General features: G+C 68.8%; 21 protein-coding genes. 13 read left to right on the top strand and 8 right to left on the bottom strand.

Translation table 11 applies throughout. The annotated features are described in order from the left end of the window. The first annotated feature begins 34 nt into the window (after positions 1 to 34). The gene (locus tag RPX00_RS15455; RefSeq protein ID WP_406640228.1) at positions 35 to 862 is read left to right on the top strand and encodes a phytanoyl-CoA dioxygenase family protein; all 828 of its coding nucleotides are present in this window, start codon (positions 35 to 37) and stop codon (positions 860 to 862) included. Here RPX00_RS15455 and RPX00_RS15450 read toward each other — a convergent pair. Beyond that, positions 851 to 1,816, bottom strand: a complete 966-nt coding sequence (locus RPX00_RS15450; RefSeq protein ID WP_406640227.1) for a UbiA family prenyltransferase — start codon at positions 1,814 to 1,816, stop codon at positions 851 to 853. The genes RPX00_RS15455 and RPX00_RS15450 overlap by 12 nt on opposite strands. A gap of 52 nt (positions 1,817 to 1,868) precedes the next feature. Here RPX00_RS15450 and RPX00_RS15445 point away from each other — a divergent pair, with 52 nt between their 5' ends. The 9 genes from RPX00_RS15445 (at position 1,869) to RPX00_RS15405 (ending at position 11,776) form a co-directional block, all read left to right on the top strand. After that, positions 1,869 to 3,023 carry an FAD-dependent monooxygenase gene (locus RPX00_RS15445; protein ID WP_406640226.1) on the top strand — a complete coding sequence of 385 codons (1,155 nt, stop codon included), beginning with the start codon at positions 1,869 to 1,871 and terminating at the stop codon, positions 3,021 to 3,023. A 100-nt stretch (positions 3,024 to 3,123) separates the two neighbouring features. Beyond that, positions 3,124 to 3,882 (top strand): methyltransferase, encoded by a 759-nt coding sequence (locus RPX00_RS15440; RefSeq protein ID WP_406640225.1) that lies wholly within the window; start codon positions 3,124 to 3,126, stop codon positions 3,880 to 3,882. 35 nt (positions 3,883 to 3,917) lie between these two features. Beyond that, positions 3,918 to 5,879, top strand: coding sequence for a KedN5 family methylcobalamin-dependent radical SAM C-methyltransferase (locus RPX00_RS15435; RefSeq protein WP_406640224.1), 1,962 nt, complete (start codon positions 3,918 to 3,920; stop codon positions 5,877 to 5,879). Further along, positions 5,876 to 6,907 (top strand): polyprenyl synthetase family protein, encoded by a 1,032-nt coding sequence (locus RPX00_RS15430; RefSeq protein ID WP_406640223.1) that lies wholly within the window; start codon positions 5,876 to 5,878, stop codon positions 6,905 to 6,907. Before RPX00_RS15435 ends, RPX00_RS15430 begins: the two co-directional genes overlap by 4 nt. 8 nt (positions 6,908 to 6,915) lie before the next feature. Further along, entirely contained in the window at positions 6,916 to 8,112 is a 1,197-nt protein-coding gene (locus RPX00_RS15425; RefSeq protein WP_406640222.1) for a cytochrome P450, read from the top strand. A 2-nt stretch (positions 8,113 to 8,114) separates the two neighbouring features. Beyond that, positions 8,115 to 9,110, top strand: coding sequence for a methyltransferase (locus tag RPX00_RS15420; RefSeq protein WP_406640221.1), 996 nt, complete (start codon positions 8,115 to 8,117; stop codon positions 9,108 to 9,110). 245 nt (positions 9,111 to 9,355) lie between these two features. Beyond that, positions 9,356 to 9,799 carry a DoxX family protein gene (locus RPX00_RS15415; RefSeq protein WP_406640220.1) on the top strand — a complete coding sequence of 148 codons (444 nt, stop codon included), beginning with the start codon at positions 9,356 to 9,358 and terminating at the stop codon, positions 9,797 to 9,799. Between the two features lie 50 nt (positions 9,800 to 9,849). After that, positions 9,850 to 10,722, top strand: a complete 873-nt coding sequence (locus tag RPX00_RS15410; protein WP_406640219.1) for an iron transporter — start codon at positions 9,850 to 9,852, stop codon at positions 10,720 to 10,722. 334 nt (positions 10,723 to 11,056) lie between these two features. Further along, positions 11,057 to 11,776 (top strand): hypothetical protein, encoded by a 720-nt coding sequence (locus RPX00_RS15405; protein WP_406640218.1) that lies wholly within the window; start codon positions 11,057 to 11,059, stop codon positions 11,774 to 11,776. Between the two features lies 1 nt (position 11,777). Here the strand turns inward: RPX00_RS15405 and RPX00_RS15400 are convergent, their stop codons facing one another. Further along, positions 11,778 to 12,941, bottom strand: coding sequence for an alpha/beta hydrolase (locus tag RPX00_RS15400; RefSeq protein ID WP_406640217.1), 1,164 nt, complete (start codon positions 12,939 to 12,941; stop codon positions 11,778 to 11,780). Between the two features lie 196 nt (positions 12,942 to 13,137). On the opposite strand from RPX00_RS15400, the gene RPX00_RS15395 reads away from it, so the two are divergent. Beyond that, a complete protein-coding gene (locus RPX00_RS15395; RefSeq protein ID WP_406640216.1) occupies positions 13,138 to 14,313 on the top strand; it encodes a sensor histidine kinase in 1,176 nt (391 codons plus the stop codon). Continuing rightward, a complete protein-coding gene (locus RPX00_RS15390) occupies positions 14,310 to 14,975 on the top strand; it encodes a response regulator (RefSeq protein WP_406640215.1) in 666 nt (221 codons plus the stop codon). The genes RPX00_RS15395 and RPX00_RS15390 overlap by 4 nt, the downstream gene beginning before the upstream one ends. On the opposite strand, the gene RPX00_RS15385 is transcribed toward RPX00_RS15390, so the two are convergent. The 6 genes from RPX00_RS15385 to RPX00_RS15360 form a co-directional block, all read right to left on the bottom strand. Then, on the bottom strand, positions 14,972 to 15,439 hold the full coding sequence (locus RPX00_RS15385; protein ID WP_406640214.1) for a hypothetical protein: 468 nt from the start codon (positions 15,437 to 15,439) through the stop codon (positions 14,972 to 14,974). The genes RPX00_RS15390 and RPX00_RS15385 overlap by 4 nt on opposite strands. A 77-nt stretch (positions 15,440 to 15,516) precedes the next feature. Beyond that, positions 15,517 to 16,356, bottom strand: a complete 840-nt coding sequence (locus RPX00_RS15380; protein WP_406640213.1) for an SDR family NAD(P)-dependent oxidoreductase — start codon at positions 16,354 to 16,356, stop codon at positions 15,517 to 15,519. Beyond that, positions 16,353 to 17,285 (bottom strand): patatin-like phospholipase family protein, encoded by a 933-nt coding sequence (locus RPX00_RS15375; RefSeq protein WP_406640212.1) that lies wholly within the window; start codon positions 17,283 to 17,285, stop codon positions 16,353 to 16,355. Before RPX00_RS15375 ends, RPX00_RS15380 begins: the two co-directional genes overlap by 4 nt. Positions 17,286 to 17,355: 70 nt before the next feature. After that, the gene (locus RPX00_RS15370) at positions 17,356 to 18,657 is read right to left on the bottom strand and encodes a GGDEF domain-containing protein (protein WP_406640210.1); all 1,302 of its coding nucleotides are present in this window, start codon (positions 18,655 to 18,657) and stop codon (positions 17,356 to 17,358) included. Positions 18,658 to 18,844: 187 nt separating this feature from the next. Then, positions 18,845 to 20,446, bottom strand: a complete 1,602-nt coding sequence (locus tag RPX00_RS15365; protein WP_406640209.1) for a carboxylesterase/lipase family protein — start codon at positions 20,444 to 20,446, stop codon at positions 18,845 to 18,847. A 227-nt stretch (positions 20,447 to 20,673) separates the two neighbouring features. After that, positions 20,674 to 21,564, bottom strand: coding sequence for a LysR family transcriptional regulator (locus RPX00_RS15360; protein ID WP_406640208.1), 891 nt, complete (start codon positions 21,562 to 21,564; stop codon positions 20,674 to 20,676). Positions 21,565 to 21,690: 126 nt separating this feature from the next. Between RPX00_RS15360 and RPX00_RS15355 the strand changes: the two genes are divergently transcribed. Next, positions 21,691 to 22,680 (top strand): NADP-dependent oxidoreductase, encoded by a 990-nt coding sequence (locus RPX00_RS15355; RefSeq protein WP_406640207.1) that lies wholly within the window; start codon positions 21,691 to 21,693, stop codon positions 22,678 to 22,680. Positions 22,681 to 22,697 lie beyond the last annotated feature (17 nt).

The raw sequence follows: 22,697 nt of genomic DNA, 5'->3' as shown, positions 1-22,697 counted from the left end.
CCCCGGCAAGATCGAATCGGAAGGTGGTTCACCCATGGGCAGCGTTGTCCCGCGATTGACTCAGCCCTACGACGTGGCGGCGATGGACGCCGCGTTCCGCGAGGAGGGCGCGGTCGTCCTTTCGGGGGCGTATTCGGGCGAGGAGTGCGACACCTACGTCACGCAGGTCCAGAAGTATCTCGCTGAGAATCCGGAAGAGGCGGAGTACGCGGCCAACTCGCTGCTCGCCCAGTTCCAGGGCGACACGTCGGTCACGCTGCACCAGCTGATCGGAGCCATCCCCAGCGCGACGGACATGGTGCTGCACCGCGACATCGTCAACGCCGCCCGCCGGTTGCTGAAGCCGCTGTCGGACACGATCCTGCTGATCATCGCCGAGTACATGGGCCGCAAGCCCGGCGCGCCTCGCCAGGAACTGCACCGCGACACGTTCTCCTGGCGGCACGCGCCGTACGGGGAGAATCCGATCGCGCTCTCGGTGATGTGCGCGATGAGCGACTTCACCGCCGAGAACGGGGCGACCTGGGTCGTGCCGGGCGCGCACAGCGGTTCGCCGATCGACCCGCCCCCGGACTGGAGCGAAGCGGCTCAGGTGGAGATGGCGAAGGGAGACGCGTTGCTGTTCCGCCAAGATCTGTTTCACGCGGGCGGCGCGAACACGACCGAGGCGGACGAGCGGCACATCCTCTCGTTCGGCTTCCAGGTCGGGTGGCTGCGGCCGGTGGAGAACAGCTTGCTGAGCGTCCCGCCGGAGACCATCGCGGAGCTGCCGCCGGAGCTGCAGGAACTGCTGGGCTACTCGCATGAGCTGGTGCTCGGGCTTTACAAGGGCGGAGATCCGCGGAACGCCCTAAAGGCCTGAGGGTTCGTACCGCGGCCGCATCAGCCGCCGGGCCAGGACGGTCAGCAGGAGTGACGGCACGCCGACCGCCAGTGCCAGTCCGGCCCGGCCGGCTGCCGCGATCAGGAAGGTGCCGAGGATGATCCGCTCGACCACCACGATCTCGTGTGCCCGCACGCTCACCGCGCGGGCAATCGGCCGCGGCGCGCGGAGCACGCTGCGCAGCGAGAGCCAGCCCAGCACGATCGCGACGGAAAGGGGCAGGTAGTAAGCCACCGGATCGACCCGGCCGCCGAGTACCGCCGGGGCGGCCAGCGCCAACGCGACCCAGCTGACGTAAAACCCGGTCAGGCCGCGGACGGTCGCCTCGTCGCCGCGCTGGACCGGGTAGGTCAGGTAGCCGCCGCGGCGGTCGCCGTCGCGGTCGCACAGCGCGCCGAGGAGATTCGACCCGGAGTCGTGTACCCAGAACATCAGCGACAGGACGACCAGCTGCGGCACGGGCAGCGGCTGCACGGTCATCGAGCCGTAGAGCACCGTCAGCGCGCTGGGCAGGCCGCGACTTGCGTTGCCCCACAGGCCTTTTCCTTTCAGGCACCGGGCATACGCGATGCCGAAGACCGCCGCCGGGATCGACAGCAGCACCGTCAGCGGGTTGACCAGCACCGCGAATAACGCGGCCGCGCCGATGAGGAACACCATCGTGTTGCGCGCGGTGAGCGGCTGGATTCGGCCGGACGGTATCGGCCGATGCGGTTTCGTGAGACCGTCGAGATCACGGTCGAAATAGTCGCCGCCGTACAGCGAGGCGATCCAGGCGAGCGTCGGAACGAACCAGGCCGGAAACAGCCCCGCGAAGCTCGCGTCCGGCCGGGTGAGAATCGCGCCGCTCAATCCGATGGCACCAGCGTAGAACACAGTGTCCGGCCGGCAGGCCTCGACGTGGGCGAGCAGCCGGACCTTGAGGGAATGCATGATCCGGAAGGTAGCAAGAATAGCTGCTGTTTCGGCGAATGGAGACGGGCGAATGACGCTTTCCGCGAATGTCATCGGAGCCGGAATAGCGGGGCTGGCCGCCGCGGCGGCGCTCGGCCAGCGCGGGTGGGAGGTGCGCGTTTTCGAGCGCGGTCCGGATCTGCGCACCACCGGCGGCGGCATCGGCATCACCCCCAACGGCATGCTCGCCCTCGACGCGATCGGCGTCGGCGACGCGGTGCGAGCCCGGTCCATCGTCCAGCGGGAGGGCGGGGTGCGGGCACCCAGCGGCCGGTGGATCGCGCGCAGCAGCCTGCGTTTCGTGGAAGACCGGTACGGCGAGCCGATCCGCGCGCTGCCCCGGACGGACCTGATTACCGCGTTGGCGGACGCTCTGCCGCCGGGCACCGTTCAGTTCGGCGCATGCGTTGAACCGGCCGGGCTGGGCGATGCGAATACGCCCGCCACGATCCGGGTGGACAGCGCGGAACTCGAAGCGGACCTGGTGGTCGCCGCCGACGGCATCCGTTCGGCGGCCCGGCGCGCCCTCTACCCCGGGCACCCCGGGCTGCGCGGCACCGGTTCAGTGAGCTGGCGTTGCGTGGTGCCCGCCGACGGGCTCGCCCTGACCGCGGCCGAGACCTGGGGCGCGGGACTGCGGTTGTCGATCCTGCCGCTGCCCGGCGGACGCGTGCATTTCTCCGCGCTCGCCAGGACGCGCCGGGCGAACGTCGAGGACGGTCCGGTGCCGCTCTTCGGCCGCTGGCACGAGCCGATCCCCCGGCTGCTGGAGCGGTCGGCGCGGGAGGTGCTGTTCTTCGATCGGATCGAGGAACTCGCGCGTCCGGTGGACCGGTTTTTCGCCGGTCGCCTGGTGTTGACCGGCGATGCGGCCCATCCGATGACGCCCAACGTCGGCTCCGCGAACCTCGCGTTGGAGGACGCGGTGGAACTCGCGCACGCCGTCGGCTCGGCCCGGTCGTGGGACGAACTGCAGAACGGCCTCGCCCGCTACGACGCGAGCAGGCGGCCGCGCACCTCGCGGCTGAGCCGGATGTCGCGGTGGATGGGCCGGTTCGCCGAACTCTCCTCGCCCCCGGCGATCGCCGTCCGCAACAGCGGAGTGTGGCTCGGCGGATTCCTTCCCGAAGCGGTTTCCCGGCGTTCGATGGACGCCATGGTCCGATGGGCGCCGCCATTCGGCTGACCGGCGTTCGCCGCGCGATATTGCGCGGCGCAAACGGAGCTGTTTGACTTCCGTCTATTCGCCGCGCCGATCCGACATTCCGAAGCGAAGACGGGACAGCATGGAAACGCGAGATTTCGAACTGCTCATCGGCCGGAACATCATCGAGAAATACCGCGCGGACCGGGGTCGCCCGGCCGTGTTCGCATTGGCCGGGCTGGAATGGGATCTGCTCGACGAGGTGTGGCCGCCGACCTACTCGCCGGGCGGGGAACTGTTCGCCGACCGGATTCCGTTCTACCGGATGTCCTCGTTTCTGGAGATGGGCTGCGGAACCGGCATCATGTCGGTGCTCGCGGCGCGGGCCGGGGTCAAGCGGGTGCTCGGGCTCGATATCAACCCGGCGGCGGTGCGCAACACCGAGCTGAACGCGAAGCGGCACGCGGTCGCCGACCGGGTCACCGCGCGGGAAAGCGATCTCTACTCCGCGGTCGGGCCGGATGAGCGCTTCGACGGAATCTACTGGAATCCGCCGTTCCTGAACGCGCCCGAGGGCAGCGTGGACACTTCGATCTGGGACGAGACGATGTTCGACCCGGAGTACGCCAAGCTGCGCCGGTTCCTCGCCGAAGGCCGTGAGCTGCTCACCGCGCGGGGCAAGGCGTATCTGTGGTTCGGCGAGGCGCTGGGCAATCCGGCGCTGGTCGCCGACCTGGCCGAGGAAACCGGCTACGACCTCGGCGTGCTCGCCAAGACCGAAATGGCGGAGATACCCGAAGCGCTGGCCGACGCGTTCCCGGCGGACCTGCTCGGCGGCGGGGACGGCGGGGACGCGGCCTGGCATCTGCACCTGCTGGAACTGCACCCCCGGCAAGCCTGAGCATCGAGAACCGTCGACCACGAGGGGAATCAGCAATGTCGGAACGGCCGCTTCGGGTCTGGCTGGTACAGCAGGGCATCTGGGCGATGTCGCTCGAATCGATGCCGCTGGCGTCGGGCTATCTGAAGGCGACCGCGCTGGCGGACGAGCGCGTCGCGGCCGCCATGGACATCGAGATCCGCAATTTCGACGGCGGAGCCACGCTGTTCGGCATGGCCAACGAACTGTTCGCCGACGGCGCGCCGGACGTGCTGGCGTTTTCCGTGCTCGGCTGGAACTACCGGGAATTCGCCGCGCTGGCCGAGACGTTCAAGCACCTCAACCCGGACGGCTGGGCGATCTTCGGCGGCAACCACGTCTCCGGACAGGCCGAGCGCGTCTTCGGCATGCACCCGTATGTCGACCTAGTGGTCAATGGCGAGGGCGAGTTCACCTTCCGCGACCTGCTGCTGGCCCGCCTCGACGGTGCAGCACCACACGCGCTGCACCACGTCGACGGCATCTCGTTCCGAGACGAAAACGGCACGGTGACGACCACGAAGGACCGGCCGCGGATCGAGAACCTCGACGAGATCGCCTCCCCGTTCCTCACCGGCGCGATTCCGCTGACCGACGAGGACGGCCGGTTCCGCTACGACGTAGCGCTGCTGGAAACCAACCGCGGCTGCCCGTACAAGTGCTCGTTCTGTTACTGGGGCGGTGCGGTCGGCCAGCGGGTCCGCGCGTTCTCCCGCGAGCGGCTGCGCCGGGAGATCGAGATCTTCGCCCGGCACAAGGTGCACACGCTGGTGCTGTGCGACGCGAACTTCGGGATGCTGCCGATCGACCTGGAATTCGTCGAGGACGTCATCGAAGCCCGCGCCAGATACGGCTATCCCAAAAGCATCGAGACCTCCTGGGCGAAGAACAAGTCCGCGGTGTTCTACAAAATCGTCAAGGCGATGAAGGACGCTGGCCTGCACAGCTCGTTCACCCTCGCGCTGCAAACGCTCGACGAGGACACGCTGGATCTGATGAACCGGCGCAACATGAAGGTCAACGACTGGGAAAGCCTGGCCGCGTGGCTGGGCAAGGAGGGCCTCGACTGCTACGCCGAGTTGATCTGGGGCGCGCCCGGCGAGACGGTCGAGACCTTCATGAAGGGCTACGACCGGCTGGCCGGCCACGTGTCCCGGGTCGCGGTGTACCCGATGTTGATCCTGCCGAACACGACCTACCACGCCGAACGGGAACGCTTCGGCCTGGTCACCGTGCGCGGCAATACCGACGACTTCGAGTACCTGCTGTCGCACGACACCATGTCGCCGCGCGACAACCAATACATGCACCGGTTCATCTTCGTGTCCCGGCTGGTCGCCGAGAACCCGGTCTTCCGCTACGTCTGGGGCCCGATGCGCGCCCTCGGCGGGATGACCCAGTCCCAGCTGATCCGGTCGCTGATGGACTTCTTCGAGAACGATCCGGACCCGAGCACCGAACCGTTCCGCACCGGCATGATCAACTCGTTCACCGATTCGGACGTACTGGCCCCGGTGGTCGCCCTGCTTTACGGCAGCGAGGAGGCCAAGGACATGCTCCGCCGCTGGTGGCGCGAGTCCGTGCTGCCGCTCGTGCCGGAGAACGTTCGCTCCATTGTGGACACTGTGTTCGCCTACGATTTGGTCACCCTGCCCGCCTACACCCTTCCCGGCCGGATCCCCGCGCCCCGGCGCGCCGGCGAAACGCTGCCCAAGGTCGAGATCGACGGCGAGCACTACTACGTGCGCCACGACATCTGGAAAGGCTTCGACGTACCGGCGTTCACGCTGGCGCTGCTGCGCGAGGAGCCGTGGGAGCACCTGCTCGCCGACACGGTCAGCTCCGTCTATTACAAGGTGGGCGCCGACCGCTTCCTGCCGTCGACCAACCACGAGGAAATCATCTACTACATGGGCAGGCTCGAGACGCAGCTGGCGCGGCCGCGGCGCGAACTCGCCCAGTGGGAAGGACGACGATGACGGGTCAGGTAGCGATGGAGACGGCGGAAACCGATGCACCCGACCGGTTGTCCGATTCCGCCGGGCTGGCCGAGAAGGTCCGCGACCGGCTGGCCGCGCGCTGGCGGAAGGAGACGAGCCTGCTCGGCACGATGTGCACCGAGGCGCTCGTGCCGTCCGGCAAACTGTTCCGGCCGATCCTGCTGCTGGAATCGGCGCTGGCGGTCGGCGGCGATCCCGAGGTCGTGCTGCCCGCGGCGATCGGCGCGGAGTGCGGGCACGTGGCGAGCCTGGTGCACGACGACATCATCGACAAGGACGACCTGCGCCGGGGAAAGCCTTCGGTGCAGCACAAATTCGGGGCGGACAACGCGATCCTCGCCGGGGACGCGCTGATCTTCGACCTGTTCTCCGCGCTGGCCGAATGCCGTCGCACCGGAGCGCGGCCCGAGCGGATCGTGGCGGCGCTCGAGGTGGTGGCCCGATGCGGCATCGACCTGTGCCGCGGCCAGAGCCTTGAGGCGGAGCTGGGCGAGCGGATGGACTTCGACCTCGACGCTTACCTGACCGTCGTGCGACTGAAGACCGCCACGTTGTTCAAAAGCGCGTGCGAATGCGGTGCGCTGCTGGCCGGCGGCGACGAGCGAATGGTGCGGACACTGGGCAGTTACGCGGAAAACCTGGGCTGCGCCTTCCAGATCCACGACGACCTGATGTCCTACACGCGGGAGACCGACGTGATGGGCAAGCCCGACACCAGCGACATCCGCAACAGCAGGCTGACGCTCCCGGTGATCCTCGCCTACCAGGCCGCTACCCCCGTCGACCGCGCGGCGATCACGGACATCCTGGTCAGCGACGGGGATCCGGCTGTCCGCAGGGACCTGCTCGTGTCCATTATGGACCGCACCGGGGCGTTGACCACCGCGGGACGGCTGGCCAGGAAGTACTCAGAGAACGCCATCGCGATGGCGAGCGGGCTGCCGGTCACCGCCAGCCGCGGCCGGTTGTGCGGCTACGCGCGGGCGGCCGTCGATCGGGACCGGTGACTCGTCCGATGAACCAGCCCCTTCCGACCGGCCCGTTCCCCCGGCCGGACCTGCTCGCCCTCTCCCCGGTCGTACGCGAGATGCAGGCCCGGTGCCCGGTGTCCCGGTTCCGGACCATGGTCGGCGACGAGGCGTGGATGGTCACCGGATTCGACGAGGCGAAGCGGCTTTTCACCGACGCCCGGCTCACCCGGTCCCATCCCGATCCGGAGAACGCCCCGAAGCTCACTTACTCCGCACTGGTCGACGGTTCCGGCTGGGAGTACGAGGACAGCAAGTCCGAATTGGACAATGAAGCCGCGATGCACGTGCTGCTGTCCAAGTCTTTCTCGGCCAAGCGCATGGCCGCGCTGCAGCCGTGGCTCGAAGGGCTGGTGGACCGCCTGCTCACCGCGATGGCCGAGCACGGCCCGCCGGCGGACCTGATCGAGTCGCTAGCCGGGCCGCTGCCGGCGCTGGTCATCTTCGAACTGCTCGGCGTCCCGCGATCCGACCACGAGCGATTCCTGAAGTGGTCTCGGCAAAGCGCCGACGCGACAGATGCGCAGACTTCCAGCGCCGCAATGGAAAACCTCTTCGCCGGGATGGGCGAGCTACTGGAGCGAAAGCGGGCCGAACCGGCGGATGATGTGCTGTCGGACCTCGCCGGCGCGTGCGAGTCTGGCGCGCTGACGATGGCTGAAGCGAGCGCGACAGCGAGCGGCCTGCTGTTCGCCGGGAACTCGACCACCGGCGACGTCATTCAGTGGGGTGTCGTGCACCTGCTGACCAATCCGGAGCAAGCTGAAGCGCTGCGGCAGGATTCCGCGTTGCTCGCGCCCGCCGTCGAGGAAATCCTCCGCCGCCGGATGACCGGCGGGGACACGTTGGCGCACTACGCGGACGCGGACATCGAGATCGGCGGCGTGACGATCAAAACGGGTGACGCCGTGGTGATCAACTTCGTTGGGGCCAACCACGATCCGCGCGTGTTCGCGGAGCCGGATCGGTTCGACATCGCCCGGAATCCCAACCAACACCTGGCTTTCGGACACGGCAGGCACCTGTGCGTCGGCCGGAACCTCGCACGCGCCGAATTACGGGCGGTGTTCGGCTTGCTCTTCGCGCGGTTCCCGGCGCTGCGTCTCGCGGTGCCGGTGGATCAGTTGCGGCTCAACGACAATCCGATCGTCGGCGGTCTGCGCGAGTTGCCGGTGGAGTGGTGACGATGGCGGAACAGAACCCGGCCCGAGTGATGGACCTGGTGTTCGGTTTCATCCCGACACAGATCGTGCGCACGATGGCGACCCTCGACCTGGCCGACCGGCTCGCCGAGGGTCCCGCCTCGCCGGAGGAACTGGCGAAGCTGACCGACTGCGACGAGCCGTCGCTGCGCCGCCTGCTCCGTGGCGCCGCTTTCGTGGGCCTGCTCGCCCTGAACGACGACGGCACCTACGAACTCACCCCGGACGGGCACCTGCTTCGCGCGGACGTGCCGGGATCGGTGAAGCAGCTGGCGGTGTACCTGACCGGGGAACCCACATGGAGCGCCTGCGGAAGCCTCGCGCACACCGTCCGCACCGGGCAACCCGCAGTGTCGGGCTACGACTGGCTTGCCGAAGACCCCGCCGCGCAGGTCGAGTTCTACGAATCCTGTGCGGGGGTGGCGCGGCAGGACGTGCCGGAACTGGTCGAGGCCCTCGACCTGTCGGGCGTCCGCGACCTCGTCGACCTTGGCGGCGGCACCGGCATGCTCATGGCCGGACTGCTCGCCGCGAACCCCGGGCTCCGCGGCGTGGTCTTCGATCAGCAGGCAGCCCTCACCCCGGCGGTGCTGGAAGCCGCCGGAGTCGCCGACCGATGCACGCTGACCGCCGGAGACTTCCTCGCCGATCCGCTGCCGCCCGGATGTGACGCCTACGTGCTCAAGAACGTGCTCTGCGACTGGGGCGACAACGATGTCGTCCGCATCCTCCGGGCGTGCGGCGAGGCGATGCGTGCGGACAGCGTCTTGTTCGTCATCGACCTGGTCCTGCCGGAGGACAACGCCGCGCCCGCCCCGGTAGCGCTGATGAGCGACCTGTGCACGCTCGCCTGCGGCGGCGCGGTCCGGACCGAGCGGGAGTTCGGCGACCTCGCCGCCGCGGGCGGGCTGCGGGTCGCGGAGATCAGCGAAACCCGAACCGGCACCGGTACGAACATCCTTCGCGTGGTTAAGGGTTAACCGTCCGCTTGCCCCGGCCGCGCTTTTCGGTGGGCCGCGCCAGAAAACTTTCACCCTCCACTCAGGACTTCCGCGGCCGGAACTTCCCGCAGGCCAGCACCTCCGAAGACGCCATCGACTTCGCCCGGACCAAGATCCAGTGCCCAGCTTGTCCGCATTGACCCACATCACAGCCCCTAGACGGCACTGCATCCCCTCCTTACGGTAGGCGAGCCTTACCTAACTCCCCTCCCTGAGGAGCAGCCATGCCCCTGCGCAGTTCGACCTTCGACAAGGCCGCCCCGGTCGCGATCGGCGTGTTCCGCCTCGTCATCGGCCTGCTCTTCGCCTCCCACGGCGCGGCCTCCCTCTTCGGAATCTTCGGCGGCGCGGTCGGCACCCACGGCGGCACGGTCGCGACCGGAGCCTGGCCGTCCTGGTACGCGGCGGTGATCCAGCTCGTCTGCGGACTGCTGGTCACGGCCGGGGTGTTCACCCGCGTCGCGGCGTTCCTCGCCTCCGGTTCCATGGCCTACGCCTACTTCGTCGTCCACCAGCCCGACGGACTCCTCCCGCTGCAGAACCACGGTGAATCCTCCGCGCTGTTCTGCTGGGCGTTCCTGCTGCTCACCTTCACCGGCCCGGGCGCCATCGCGCTCGGTTCCCTGGTCCGCCGTACCGAGAACGCGCCGGTCCCCGCCGCCGGCTAATCAATCCATTAAGGACTGTCCTAACCCGACCATCGTCGATCGGAGAACCCATGCGCAGCAAGCCTGTCTTCAGCCTGCTCGGAATCGGGAGCGCGAGCCTGTTGCTCGCGGCCTGCGGCGGCGCGTCCACCCAGTCGCAAGCTGGCACCGTGCACGTCGAGGCTACCGACAACGCCTGCACGCTGGCGAGCACCACCTCGGCGGCGGGGCCGATCGCCTTCGACATCGCCAACAAAGGCGACCAGGTCACCGAATTCTACCTCTACGGCGCCGACGGCCGGGTGATCAGCGAGGTCGAGAACATCGCCCCCGGCACCAGCCGCTCGATGACCGCGCAGGTCACCGAGCCCGGCAAGTACACCACCGCCTGCAAACCCGGGATGAAGGGCGACGGCATCCGGGGCGATTTCACCGTCACCGCCGCCGGAGCCGCCGCGGCACTCGCCGTCCCGCAGGGCGTCGCCTCGCAATACACCGTGCTGGAAAAGGAAATCAAGGACGCGGGCGGCCAGACCAAGGTCGGCCCGTGGCGCATTGCCTACATCGTCGAAGCCGCCGAACCCTGGTACGCCGCCGAAGGCGGGCATCAGCACTTCCGCAAGCCCGCGACCGGCGAAACGCACCACATCGAAATCATCCCGATCGAGGCCGCCACCGGCCGGATCGTTCCGGACGTGCCGATCTCTGTCGAGGTTGTCGACAGCACGGGGAAAGTGGCGGACAGCAAGAAACTGAACTTCTACTACTCGGAGTTCTTCCACTACGCCAACAACTTCTCCATCCCGCAGGCTGGCACCTACACCCTGCGCGCCAAACTGGACCCGCCGACTTTCCTGCGCCACGGCGAGGAAAATGAACCGCCCAAGCTGGCCGAGGGCGCACAGGCGAACTTCGAGCATGTCGAACTGAAGCCGGAAGGCTGAACCGGCGCGCGAAGGAGCCGCAGTGGATCGCAAGCGAGCTTTAGCCTGGGCCGGTGCCACCTCGGCCACCGCACTGTCCGGGGCACTGGCCGCGGGCGCTGTCCTCGGGCTCCTCGACGACGGACCCGCTGCGGCGCGCCAGCCGACGGTCGCGGAAACCAAGACCCGCGCCCCGGCGAAGCCGACCAGCCTGGCGCAACCCGGCCGCGCTTCGACCCACATCGCCAGGGGGACGCCGCCCAGCACAAGCTCGGCGGCGTCCCCTCCAGTCCGGCCGCGCATAAGAAGCACGTCCACCCGCGAGGCAAACGAGGCCGCGGCAAGGGACACCACCATGGCTGACCAGGCCCGGCCACCAGCGTCGCCTACTCAGATCCTCACCGGCGGCGCGCTTGCCTCCGGTGCTTTCCTCACGGTCGCGGCGCTGGCAGTCATCGCAGCTCCGGACCGAGCGTTAAGCTCCGCGTCCCACCCCGTGCTCGTCGGGATCGCACTGTCCGCCATCGCACTGTTCCTGGTAGCCCTTTGGCTCACCGCGCGCGATTCGTGGTGGACAGTCGCGGCGGCCAGTCTCACCGCGAGCGCGTTCCTCGCCGCCTGCGTCTGGAGTTCCGCACAGGTGCAGGCACCTCCCGCGCTGCACACCGCGGCGCTGTTCGCGCACCTGGCTTTCCTGGTCCTCGGCTTCGGCGCGGTGCTGGTCGCCGACTACCACGGCCTGCTGTGGGCAGTCCGCCGCTGCACGCTCGCCGAGGTCGTCACCAGCACCGCGCGCCTGCACCTGCCAATCTGGATCGGACTGGCCGGGCTGATCGTCAGCGGAACCCTGCTGCACCCCGATCTGACGTCCCCGCTCACCCAGCTCAAGCTCGGCCTGGTCGCGCTGCTCACCGTCAACGGCGCGCAAGCAAGCCTGCTCGCCGACCGGATGCGCCGGCACCTTCCCGCCGAGTTGCCGCCCCGGATACTGGCTTGGGGCGCGGCCACCGCGCTCATCTCGCAGGTCGGCTGGTGGGGTGCCATGGTCATCGGCTTCCTCAACAGCGAGACGTGATTCACCGGCTGCCAGCGAGAAACTCGAGCAGGATTTGGCGGCTGGTCTGGGAAGTGAGGCTGCCGTAGGCGTCGTCGAAGGCGTGTTCCGCGAAAGGAAGTTCCTCCAGCGTCGTATCGACTCCGTGGGCGCGCAGACTGTCGGCAAGTGCGCTGACGCTCTGCGGCGTGGCGCTGCGGTCACGGTCGCCCACGACGAGCAGGGTCCGTTGCAGGCCCGCCCGGACCTGCGCGGTGGGCGACACCTCGCGGTAACGCTCCGGGAACTGCTGCGGGGTGCCGCCGGTGAACAGCTCCGCTGCCTCGCGGCTGCCGCCGACGTCGCGTTGCCACATGTCGGTCACGTCGGTGCCGGGGTAGAAGCCGACCACGGACGCCGGTGGTCGCGGGGTCGGGCCGTCGGTGGCGTGGAGGGTGCCGTTTCGCAGCCGGTAGGCCGTGTCCATCGCCAGCGTGCCGCCCGCCGACATGCCGCCCAACGAGATTCGCGACGGGTCGAGGCCGTAGCGACCGGCGTGCGTCTCGACCCAGCGCAGGGCGGAGACCAGGTCTTGCGGGGCCTGTTCCCAGGTCGGACGGTCCGGCCGGGCGAGGCGGTAGTCGACGGCGAAGACCGCCACCCCGTGCTCGGCGAGCCAACGGCCGGTGCCGCGGAGGTCGCTCTTGTCGAAGACGTGGAAGCCGCCGGCGTGCGCGAGGAGCACGGAAGGCGCGTTGATCTTTTCCTTCGGGAGGTACACGTCCGCCTTCAGCTGCTCGCCGTCTCGGGTCGCGTAGGTCTCGGTCCGGTCCGGAGTGACTGCGGGATAACCGAGTTCGCTGAAGATCTGTCCAAATGAGACATCGGCGTTCGCCTTGCGCGCCGCGGTGAATTGGACGCCAGCGATGACCAACGCCGCGACGGTGGCCAGCGCGGTGATCGCGGTCGTCGTCGCACCCCAGCGCCGCAGGCCGCCGTGCCAGGCCACTATGGACAGTGCTAAGCCAAGAAACCCCAGAAGCGCCAAGTGAAAGGGAAACTGACCGCCGAGCACCGGGCCGATCACCCCGGCCTTCGGGATGGCCGGGAAGTAGGCGCCCAGCATGATCGCGCCGGTGAGGAAGGCCAGTACGGAAGCGACCACGGCGACACCGGTCAGCCCCGTCTTCTTGAGCAATGTGGACATGGGCGGGTTCTCCTGCTGATGAATCGGGAGTCTCGTCGGACAGCTCCCACCCTTCGCGCCACCGACCCCTCCTGTCGTCACCGTGCGGAACCAGATTTCCGAGTGGCTCTCCAGCGGCAGATCCCCCTGCGGAGCTACGGACAAGCCAAGACCTCAGCGGGACGCCGGCCCGGGCTCCGCCTGTTAGCTTCGTGTGGTGCTACGCGCTGTAACGAAAGACCTGCTCACCATGCGGCCGCGCCCATTGCCGCCGATGTCCTGGCCGCGCGGCCTGCGGTGGCTTCCGCACGTCATGGTCCTGCTCAGCGCGGTGGCTCTCTCGCTCACCGGTGCCGATCTCGCCGCCAAGATCCTCGCCATCGCACACGCGGCCATGCTGGTCGTGGCGCTGCGCTGGCCGGTTCAGGCGTGGTGGCTGTCGCTGGGATTCCTCCTCGGCATCACCCTCGGCCATCCGCCCACCGCCGACAACGAACTGTGGGCCTGGCTGGTACACGCGGGAGCGCTTTTCCTGCTCACCTTGCGTATCCGGCCGGTGCCAGCGGTCGTGGCCACCGGCGTCAGCATGCTGGTGGCGACTGGCTGCCTCGCCGGATCCTGGCGGCTCGTTTTGGGCACAGTCGCGTTCTTCGGGGTCGCACTGCTGCTCGGCTCGCTGGCTCGGATGCGCCGCGAAAGCCGGGACCAGCTCGCCGCGGAAATGGCGGCCACGGCACACGAACGAGCCGAGCGGACAGTCTTGGAGGAACGGACCCGGATCGCTCGCGAGCTGCACGACGTGGTCGCGCACCACATGTCGGTCATCTCGGTCAAGGCCGAGGCCGCGCCGTACCGCGTCCAGGATCCGCCGCCGGAACTCGTCGCCGAGTTCGCCGCGATCCGCGCCAGCGCCATCGACGGACTGGCCGAACTCCGGCGGCTGGTCGGCGTGCTGCGCTCCGGCGCGGAACCGGCGACCGCACCGCAACCGTCGCTGGACCAGCTCGAAACGCTGGCCGAAAACGTCCGCGCCGCAGGGCTTCCGGTGGTCACGCGCATCGACGGCACACCCCTGCCGGTGCCCGCCGGAGTGGAGTTGTCGGCGTACCGCATCGTTCAGGAAGCGCTGAGCAACGCACTCCGCCACGCCCCGGGCGCCGAGACCACTGTGGACATCAGCTATCAAGAAACCCTTCTGCGGCTGCGGATCAGCAACGGGCCCGCCGCCGCACCGACGTCCAGCTCCCCGGGCACCGGGCACGGTCTGATCGGCATGCGCGAACGCACCGCCATGCTGGGCGGTGACCTCGCCGCCGGGCCGACTCCCGAAGGCGGCTACGAAGTCTCCGCGCTCCTGCCGCTTCCACCCTCCACAAAGGACATCACGGCATGACGATCCGCGTACTCATCGCCGACGACCAGGCCATGATCCGGGAAGCCTTCTCGGTGCTGCTCGGCGCGCAGCCCGGCATCGAGGTCATCGGCACGGTCGAAGACGGCGCAGCCGCGGTCGCCACCGCCCAAGACCTCGCGCCGGACGTGATCGTGATGGACATCCGGATGCCGGTCCTCAACGGCATCGAAGCCACCCGGCGCATCACGCAAAGCGGCTCGGCCAGCAAGATCCTCGTGCTGACCACCTTCGACCTCGACGAATACGTCTACGAGGCACTTCGCGCGGGAGCCAGCGGATTCCTGCTCAAGGACGCCTCCGCCACGCAGCTCGCCGAAGCCGTCCGCGTCGTCGCGCACGGCGAAGCGCTGCTGTCGCCGGAAATCACCAAACGGCTCATCACCGAATTCGCCCGGCTCAGCCCCGCGCGCCAGCCGCCGTCCGAGGTCCGGATCGACGCGCTGACCAGCCGGGAAACCGAAGTCCTCGCCCACATCGCCCAGGGACTGTCGAACACCGAGATCGCCGCCGTGCTCGTCGTGGCCGAGGAGACCGTCAAAACCCACGTCGGCCGCATCCTCCGCAAACTCGGGCTGCGCGACCGCACCCAAGCCGCGGTGTTCGCTTACGAATCCGGGCTCGCCACGCCGGGGTCGAGCTAGTCCAGTTTCGCCATCGCCCATGGCCTCCGGAAGACCACGAGAGTGCCGAGCAAGACCAGGCTGAGCAGGGCCGCGCCGCCATCGGTGATCAGCGACGGCAGGAGCCCGGCCGGACCGTAAAGGGAAGCCGAGGCATCGAACACCGCCGACGGGATCACCACGACGCCGGCGGCCTGGGTGACGTTCACCGCCAAGACAACCCAGAACGTCCACGCCTTTCCCCGCAACGCGAGCAGGCCGACCGCGTTGCCGACGATGTAGACGCATCCGACCACGCGAAGTCCGGTCAGGAACCCCGGTGCCCCGGCCGGGTCGGCACCCGCCAGCCGCAGCGCGCGGTCAAGCATCTCCAGGTCGATGATGAGAAAGTTCTGCAGAATCGTGCCGACCGTGAAGACCAGCGAGCAGACCACGGTGGCGATTTGCAGCGGCCGAGTCCACGCGGTCGCCGGTGCTTGAGACATGGGACCAGCCTGGTCCCGTTCGCGCCGCGGAACATCCGGGCAGACCACCCAAATCGCGGTCCGGGAATCCCCTGAGGTTAGGCCCGCCGGGTTTCCTGTGCTTCGAGATTCGCCCGGTACGCCGAACGTTCCGGCTGGTCCGCGTGCAGGGCGCGGTCGTCGCGGACCAGGCGGCGAATGCGCTTGAGGACCGGTTCCGGGGTGATGCCCGCAGCTGCGGCGAGCAGGCCGACGTAGCCGGGGACGGCGATCTCGGCACGGCGGTTGTGCACCGAATCGACGACTGCCTTGGCGACATCTTCCGGCTGCACCTTCGGAATCGGCCGCATGTCCAGTCCCGAGGCGAGCGCGGTGTCGACCGCCGACGGGAGCACCGCGCTGATGCTGACGCCCGCGTCCGCGAACTCCAGACGCGTCGCGGCGGTCAGGCCGACGACGGCGAACTTGGTGGCGTTGTAGACGGCAAGCCCTTTGACCGGGAACTTGCCCGCGAGCGAGGCGACGTTGACGACGTGGCCGGACCCGCGTTCGACCATGCCGGGCAGCACCTCCTTCAGGCCGTTGAGGACGCCGCCGAGGTTGACGTCGATCTGCAGCCGGTCGGTGGCGTCGGAGAGTTCGAGGAAGCCGCCGTTCGGCATGAGACCGGCGTTGTTGACCAGCACGTGCAACGGTCCGTGCGCCTTCTCGGCCGCCGCGACGAAGGCGGCGAACGAATCGCGGTCGGCGACGTCGAGGTGGTGAGCGGTGCCGCCGATCGTCGCGGCAGTCTCCTCGGCGGCCGGCAGGTTGAGGTCGCCGATGGCGACGCGCGCTCCCCGGCGCGCGAACAGTTCGGCGGCGGCGCGGCCGATCCCCGCACCCCCGCCGGTGATCGCGACGGACGCGCCAGCGAGGTCGATCCTGGGATAGCTCATGGGGTCGCTCCTTGCTCGATGGCGACGCGCACCCGCGCCGGGGTCAGGGCGCGACCGGCTCGAAGCACGTCTGGACGGCGGCGCAGATCCATGAAGTTGGGCCCCATGACGTCCAGCTCAGCCTGCCCGGGTTCGATCCGGATGACCCGGAGGCCAGCGGCGCGAAGCTGCTTGACCTCGGCGTCGACCCGCTTCGTCATCGCGCGCCGGGCCAGCCGTTCGACCCGGGCGAGACCACGGCCGCGCGCGCCGCCGGAGGTGGACATCGGCGGTATGAGCACGACCTCCTCGACGCCGGCCAGAAGCACGAGATCGGCCGAGGTCGGCGAGACGGTGCCGCCGTCGACGTACTGGCGTCCGCCGATGGCGACCGGCGGGAACCATCCGGGAATGGCCCAGGACGCGGCGATCGCGGCACCGAGCTGAGTACGGCGCGAATTCCCGAACGAAACCCGCTCCCCGGTACGGATATCGGCACCGATGAGCCAGGTCTTCGGATGGTCCACCCAGCCGTCGGCGTTGGCCAGCGCGGTACCGAGATCGCGCAGCCACCTTGCGTCGCCGCGTCCTCTCGGCAGCACCCCAGCCAGTCCGGCCAGCAAGTCGGCCCGCCCGCGCAACGCAGCGGCGGTCAGGCCTAGACCAGGTAAAACGGGCGCGGGCAACGGCGGCAGCATGTCCGGATGCTGAGCGAGATGGTGCGTGATGCGTTCGTCGGCCGACTCACCGAGCAGCGCGGCCATGACCTCGCCGACCCCGATGCCCGAGCCAAGAAACGCCGCCATCTCCGCGCCCGCCGACGTGCCGACCAGGACGTCGGCCTCACGGGCGTCCCACCCCAGCTCGGCCTCGACCGCAGCGAGGGCCGCCGTCGTCCAGGCGAAGCCGAGCGTGCCGCCACAACCGAGCACCAGTGCGCGTTGGGTCATCGACCACCTCTGCGGAATCGCGTGTCAGTGACGGAACGGTATGTCATTTCGAGCGCCGGGGCAAGGCCGGTCAGCCGAGGTCGGCGATGCTGACGACCTTGTTGCGGCCGGTGTCCTTCGCGCGGTAGAGCGCCTGGTCGGCCGCGTGGACCAGGCTGTCGATGGCGGAACCGGACTCGGGATAGGTCGCGAGGCCGATCGAGGCGGAGAGTCCGTCGATCGTCTTCCGGCCGCTGGCGGCGGGCACTTCCACGGTGAGCCGGGCGACGGCTGCCCGGACGCGTTCGGCGACCACGCGGACCTCGGCCTGGTGCGCGTCGGGCACCAGGACCACGAACTCTTCACCACCGAAACGGCCGACCGAGCCGTAATCGCGTACCGCGCCGGTGATCGCGGCGGCGACGGCGCGCAAGACGGCGTCGCCGCTGAGGTGCCCGTACTCGTCGTTGATCCGTTTGAAGCGGTCGAGGTCCACCATCAGCACGCCGAAGCCGGCGTCGTCGGTTCGCTGCGCCCGGTCGAGTTCGTGCGCGGCGAGGGCGTGCCAGCCGGTGGTGTTGAACAAGCCGGTCTTCTCGTCGGTGGTGGCGGCGATTTCCAGCTGCTTCACCAGCACCGCGCGGTGGATGACCAGCAACGGCGGGAGGATGCAGAGGGCCAGCTCGATCATGGTTGTCACGGCGAGCGCGGTCAGGATGCCGAGGCAGAGCGTCGCGACTTCGAGCAGGTTGTCGCCCCAGCCGCCGAACAAGGTGCGAGGCGACCGGTCCGGCGCGCTGAGCCCGGGGATCGTGATCAGGGCAGCGATGACGAAGTAGGCGACAGTCGCGAGGGCGAGGCAGCCGGAGCCAACCCACCCGGCATGCAGGGCGGCGGCGAGATCCGGGGCGGGAGTCCGGGAGAGGACAGCCGCCGTCGCCTGGCAGGTGACAACCACCAGTGCCGCGTTGAACACCACGCGGAACGGCGCACCGCGGCGGAGGCGATAAGGGCGGCGCACGGCCAAATACAAGTAGAGGATCGCGACGAGTCCGGTGACCAGCGCCGAGGGCAGCACGAGCACGCCGGCGAAGCTCCACACCGACGTCAGGTTGATGTGCGGGCTGCCTGACATGAGCCGGAGCCGTTCGACCTCGCGACCCAGTTCGGCTTGCAGCAGACCAAATCCGCTCAGCAAGCCGAAGACGAGCAGATCCCAGCCGGAGACGTGTTCGGTGAACGCCGTGATCGCGGTCGTGACCACGGCAACGGTCTCGATCAGGAGGCAGTAGGCGATCAGACTGGGACGCTGGGTCCACAGATTCCACTGCGCGAGCGATATCGCGGTACGGAAAGAACGCGTGGCTCTGTCTGCGATATCGGTGTCAGCCATGCTCGATTCGATGCCCCCGTGCCCGCCCACCCTGCCTGACAGCGTGTCCCCTGACGGACCATCAACAGTAGCCGTCAGCGTGCGCACTGTCAGCAGAGTTCGGAAAATTCCGGGCCAGGGCAGGAAGTTCTCGAATTCCGCACCGAAAAACGGGGTGCGCTGGATAATCCAGCGCACCCGTTCGCGATCAGTGCTGGGTGAACGGGGTCAACGGGTCCCAGAGGTCGCCGCAGTGGTGCTGCCGCGGGATTTCCGTGGAGATCTGGCTGTCCCCGGCGGCATTGAGCACCATGACCGCTGGATTGTCCTTTGTGTACGGCTCCCAGCTCGGCGCACCGTCCACAGTGGGATTTCCGGTGCGGGCGAAACCGGTCCACTGCGTCACGAGCTGATCGGAGAGCACTTGCTGATTGGGCGTGAGCTGGACGCCGTTCGGGAACAGCAGCAGCCATTCGGCGATGTGATAAGCGCCGTTCGGCTTAGCGGGATCGACGAAGAACTGCGCCGGTACGTCGGTGTCGTCGACCTGGTAGGCGAAGACCGGGATGTGCCGCGACAGCCGCTCGTCGTTGAGCAGTGCGGGACAGACGGAGTTGGAGTCGGCGACGATAGTCCGGAAAGCGAGGAATGGGGCTGGCGCGGGGAAACGGTTCAGCGGGTACGTCGCGCGGACCTCGCGCGCGTGCTTGCCGTACTGCTGGTTGACCAGATTGTCGTAGTCGGCCGCGGTCGTGGCGGAAGGAAGCTGGGTTTCGTCGCGGTCGACGCCGTGCATCAGCGTCACGCGATTGACGTGCCCAGTAGCGAACGCCTCGGCGGGCGACATCGGCAGGGTCGTCCCGTTGACGATCGGCGCGATGGTGCCGCTGTCCGGCCCCCGCCCGCGTCCCGCCTGGTTGAGCACGTCCCGCGCCGGCAACCGGCGCAGGCAGGCAGCGGTGCTGCACCGAAGGGCGGTGGCGAATCGCGCACCGGCAAGCTGAGCTTCTTTCTCAGTGGGCAGTTTCGCTTTGCAGTCCTGCGTTTGCCACACGGTGTCGATGCCGAGCAGCGAGTTGTACTCCCCGCTTTGGCTGATCCCGCGCTGGAACAACCCGGCCGAGCCTGGCGAAGCGGTGTGCGCGCAGACGCTCGAACCACCCGCGGAATCGCCGTAAATGGTGACATTGTGCGGATCTCCGCCGAACTTCGCGATGTTCCGTTGCACCCAGCGGAGAGCGGCTTGCTGGTCTTGAAGACCGTAGTCGCCAGCGTGCTCCCCGAACGATTCATGAGCCAGGAAACCGAAAATCCCCAGCCGGTAATTGACTTCCACGCTGATGACGTTCCCGCCCGTCACGAGACGGCTCGCGTCCTGCGGTTTCCAGAACAGGAATCCGCCGCCGTGGATCTGCACCATCACCGGAAGCGGACCTAGACCCGCTTTCGCCGGCACGCGCACCGTCAGGTTGAGGCAATCCTCGTTGTCCGAACCAGGACCGGTACCGGCCGGCTGCGGACACTGGTTGCCCTCCGCGGTCGCCGCGAACGGTTCGGTCCAGGGCTCCGGCCGCCGCGGCGCTTCCCAGCGCAGATTGCCCACCGGCGGTGCGGCATAGCGAATTCCTTGCCATGACTTGACCTCCGCGCCCGCGATACCGCACACCGGGCCGTCGTCGGTGACTACCGTGGTGTCCGGCGAACAGGCTGGTGCGGGCAGATCGGTAGCCAGCGACGCCGACGCGGGCAACGACATCACCACCGCCACGACGGCCGCCAGCACAGCGGGTGCCTTTCCGGCGAATCTCATCCGTCCTCCTTCGCTCCCGCCTGCCAGGGAAGGACGAAACGACGAGCAGCATCCACGTACCGAACAGGCGGTTTACCGGCATGGGCTCGACCGACGGCCAGCTCAGGGCCATCGCCGCGGGACAGCTCCCGCGAGCCTCCAGTCTGACCGCCGCGCGCGGCGGCACAACCTCCGTTCGGACGCGCGGGACGAGTCAAATTCCCGGGCACGATGGTCTTTGTCCGGGATCAAGACGCCACGTTCTCCCGGGCCGCCACTTCCCGCAGCTCCCGCACCAGTTCGCGCACCGCGAGGGACTGCGCCCCGGCATACGTGGCGACGTACCCGATCCGTCGGGTGGGCGGGTCGGCGATCGGGGTCACCTCGACCCCCGGCGGAGCCGCGGCGAGGGTGAGCTTCGGCAGGATCGCCATGCCAACCCCTTGTGCCACCATGGAAAGGACCACCCCGTCGTCGGCGACATCGATCTTCGCCGACGGCAGCCAGTCCTGCCGAGCCCACCAGGACCGGGTGTAGGACGAGCAGTTTTCCGGCCAGTCGAGCAGCGGCAGGACGCGCGGATCGGCGCGGTTGGCCGGGTTGACGAGGAAGTACGGCTCGCGCAGCAGTTCCCCGGCGACCAAGCCGGCCGGCGGGGTTTCGTCCTCGCCGAGGGTGGCGATGGCGACGTCCGCGCGGCCGTCGGCGACCTCGCCCGCGGTGCCGCGGCCCAGTTCCTGGACGATCAGGACCTGCGGACGCAGGCCGGAGTGCTTGGCGGTCAAGCGTTCCAGCGCCGGCGGCAGGAGCTGGGCGGCGGCGCTGCGGAAAGCGGCGATCCGCAGCGGCCCGGTGAGGGTTCCGGCTGCCGCGCCCCGGGCTTCGGCGCGGAGAACGTCGAGCTGGCGCAGAATCAGCCGCGCGTGCACGAGCGCGCGGGCACCGGCCGCGGTGGGACGGGCACCGGTCCGGCCGCGGTCGAACAGGACGGCGCCGACCTTGCGTTCGCAGGTCCGGACGGCGTGCGAGACCGCGGACTGGGTAAGACTCAGCTCGGCGGCCGCGGCGGTGAAGCTGCCGGTGCGCTCCACCGCGAGCAGCAGGCGCAGCTCGCCCGGCGTGAGGTCGACAGCATCCATGCGGCCAGCCTAGCCGGACCCATGAGCGAGATTCATGGATCGGCCCGGTCCATCGATCCCGGCGGCTGCCCGAACGGCTTCCGCGCGCCTACGTTGCTGGTCAGCGTCATTCATTAAGGAGATCCCGTGTCCCTGACCGCCGTCCGCCAGGTCCGCCGCCCCGAGGGCGCGCCGAGCGCCGCCGATTTCGAGTTCGTCACCCGGCCGCTGCCGGACCTCGCCGATGGCCAGGTGCTGGTCGAAAACCGTTACCTGTCCGTCGATCCGTACATGCGCGAGCTGATGGAATGGGGCGGCTGGGAGCTGGGCGCGGGCCTGGAAGGCCGCACGATCGGCGAGGTCGTCGAGTCGAAAGAACCGGCCTTGCCGGCCGGCACGACGGTGTTCCACCGGCACGGCTGGGCCACCCACGCCGTCCTCACCGCCGCCGACGCCCGTGTGATCACCCCGGCGGACGGCGTTCCGCTGAGCGCCTACCTCGGCATTCTCGGTGGAACCGGGCTCACCGCGTACGTCGGCCTGACCCGGATCGCGCAGGTCCGGCCCGGCGACGACGTGTTCATCTCCGCGGCGGCCGGTGCCGTGGGCAGCGCGGCCGGGCAGATCGCCCGGTTGCTGGGCGCGGGACGGATCGTCGGCAGCGCCGGATCCGCGGCGAAGGTCGAGCACCTGACCCGCGACCTCGGTTTCGACGCCGCCTTCGACTACCACGACGGCCCAGTCACCGACCTGCTCGCGAAAGCCGCGCCGGACGGAATCGACGTGTACTTCGACAACGTCGGCGGCGACCATCTGGCTGCCGCGATCGACGTCCTGCGCGACCACGGCCGGGTCGCCTGGTGCGGTTCGGTCGCGCAGTACAACAGCCTGCGCACGCCGCCGAGCGCGCCGCACAATCTGTTCGACGTGGTCGGGAAAAGCCTGCGGATCGAAGGGTTTCTCGTGCGCAATCACCTCGACGCGCGCGAGGAGTTCGAGGAATTCCTGATCCCGCACGTCCGGAGCGGTCAGGTGCTCGTGAACGAGACCGTGGCCGACGGGTTCTCGCAGGTGGTGGACGCGTTCATCGGAATGCTGCACGGGGAGAACGTCGGGAAGATGCTGGTCCGGATCTGACCGCCGGGAGGGGGCAC

It is taken from the genome of Amycolatopsis sp. WGS_07 (genome assembly GCF_045278895.1).
In the GTDB taxonomy this organism is placed as follows: domain Bacteria; phylum Actinomycetota; class Actinomycetes; order Mycobacteriales; family Pseudonocardiaceae; genus Amycolatopsis.
Note: the sequence above shows the minus strand (reverse complement) of the source record. Positions and strands in the feature narration are given on the sequence as shown.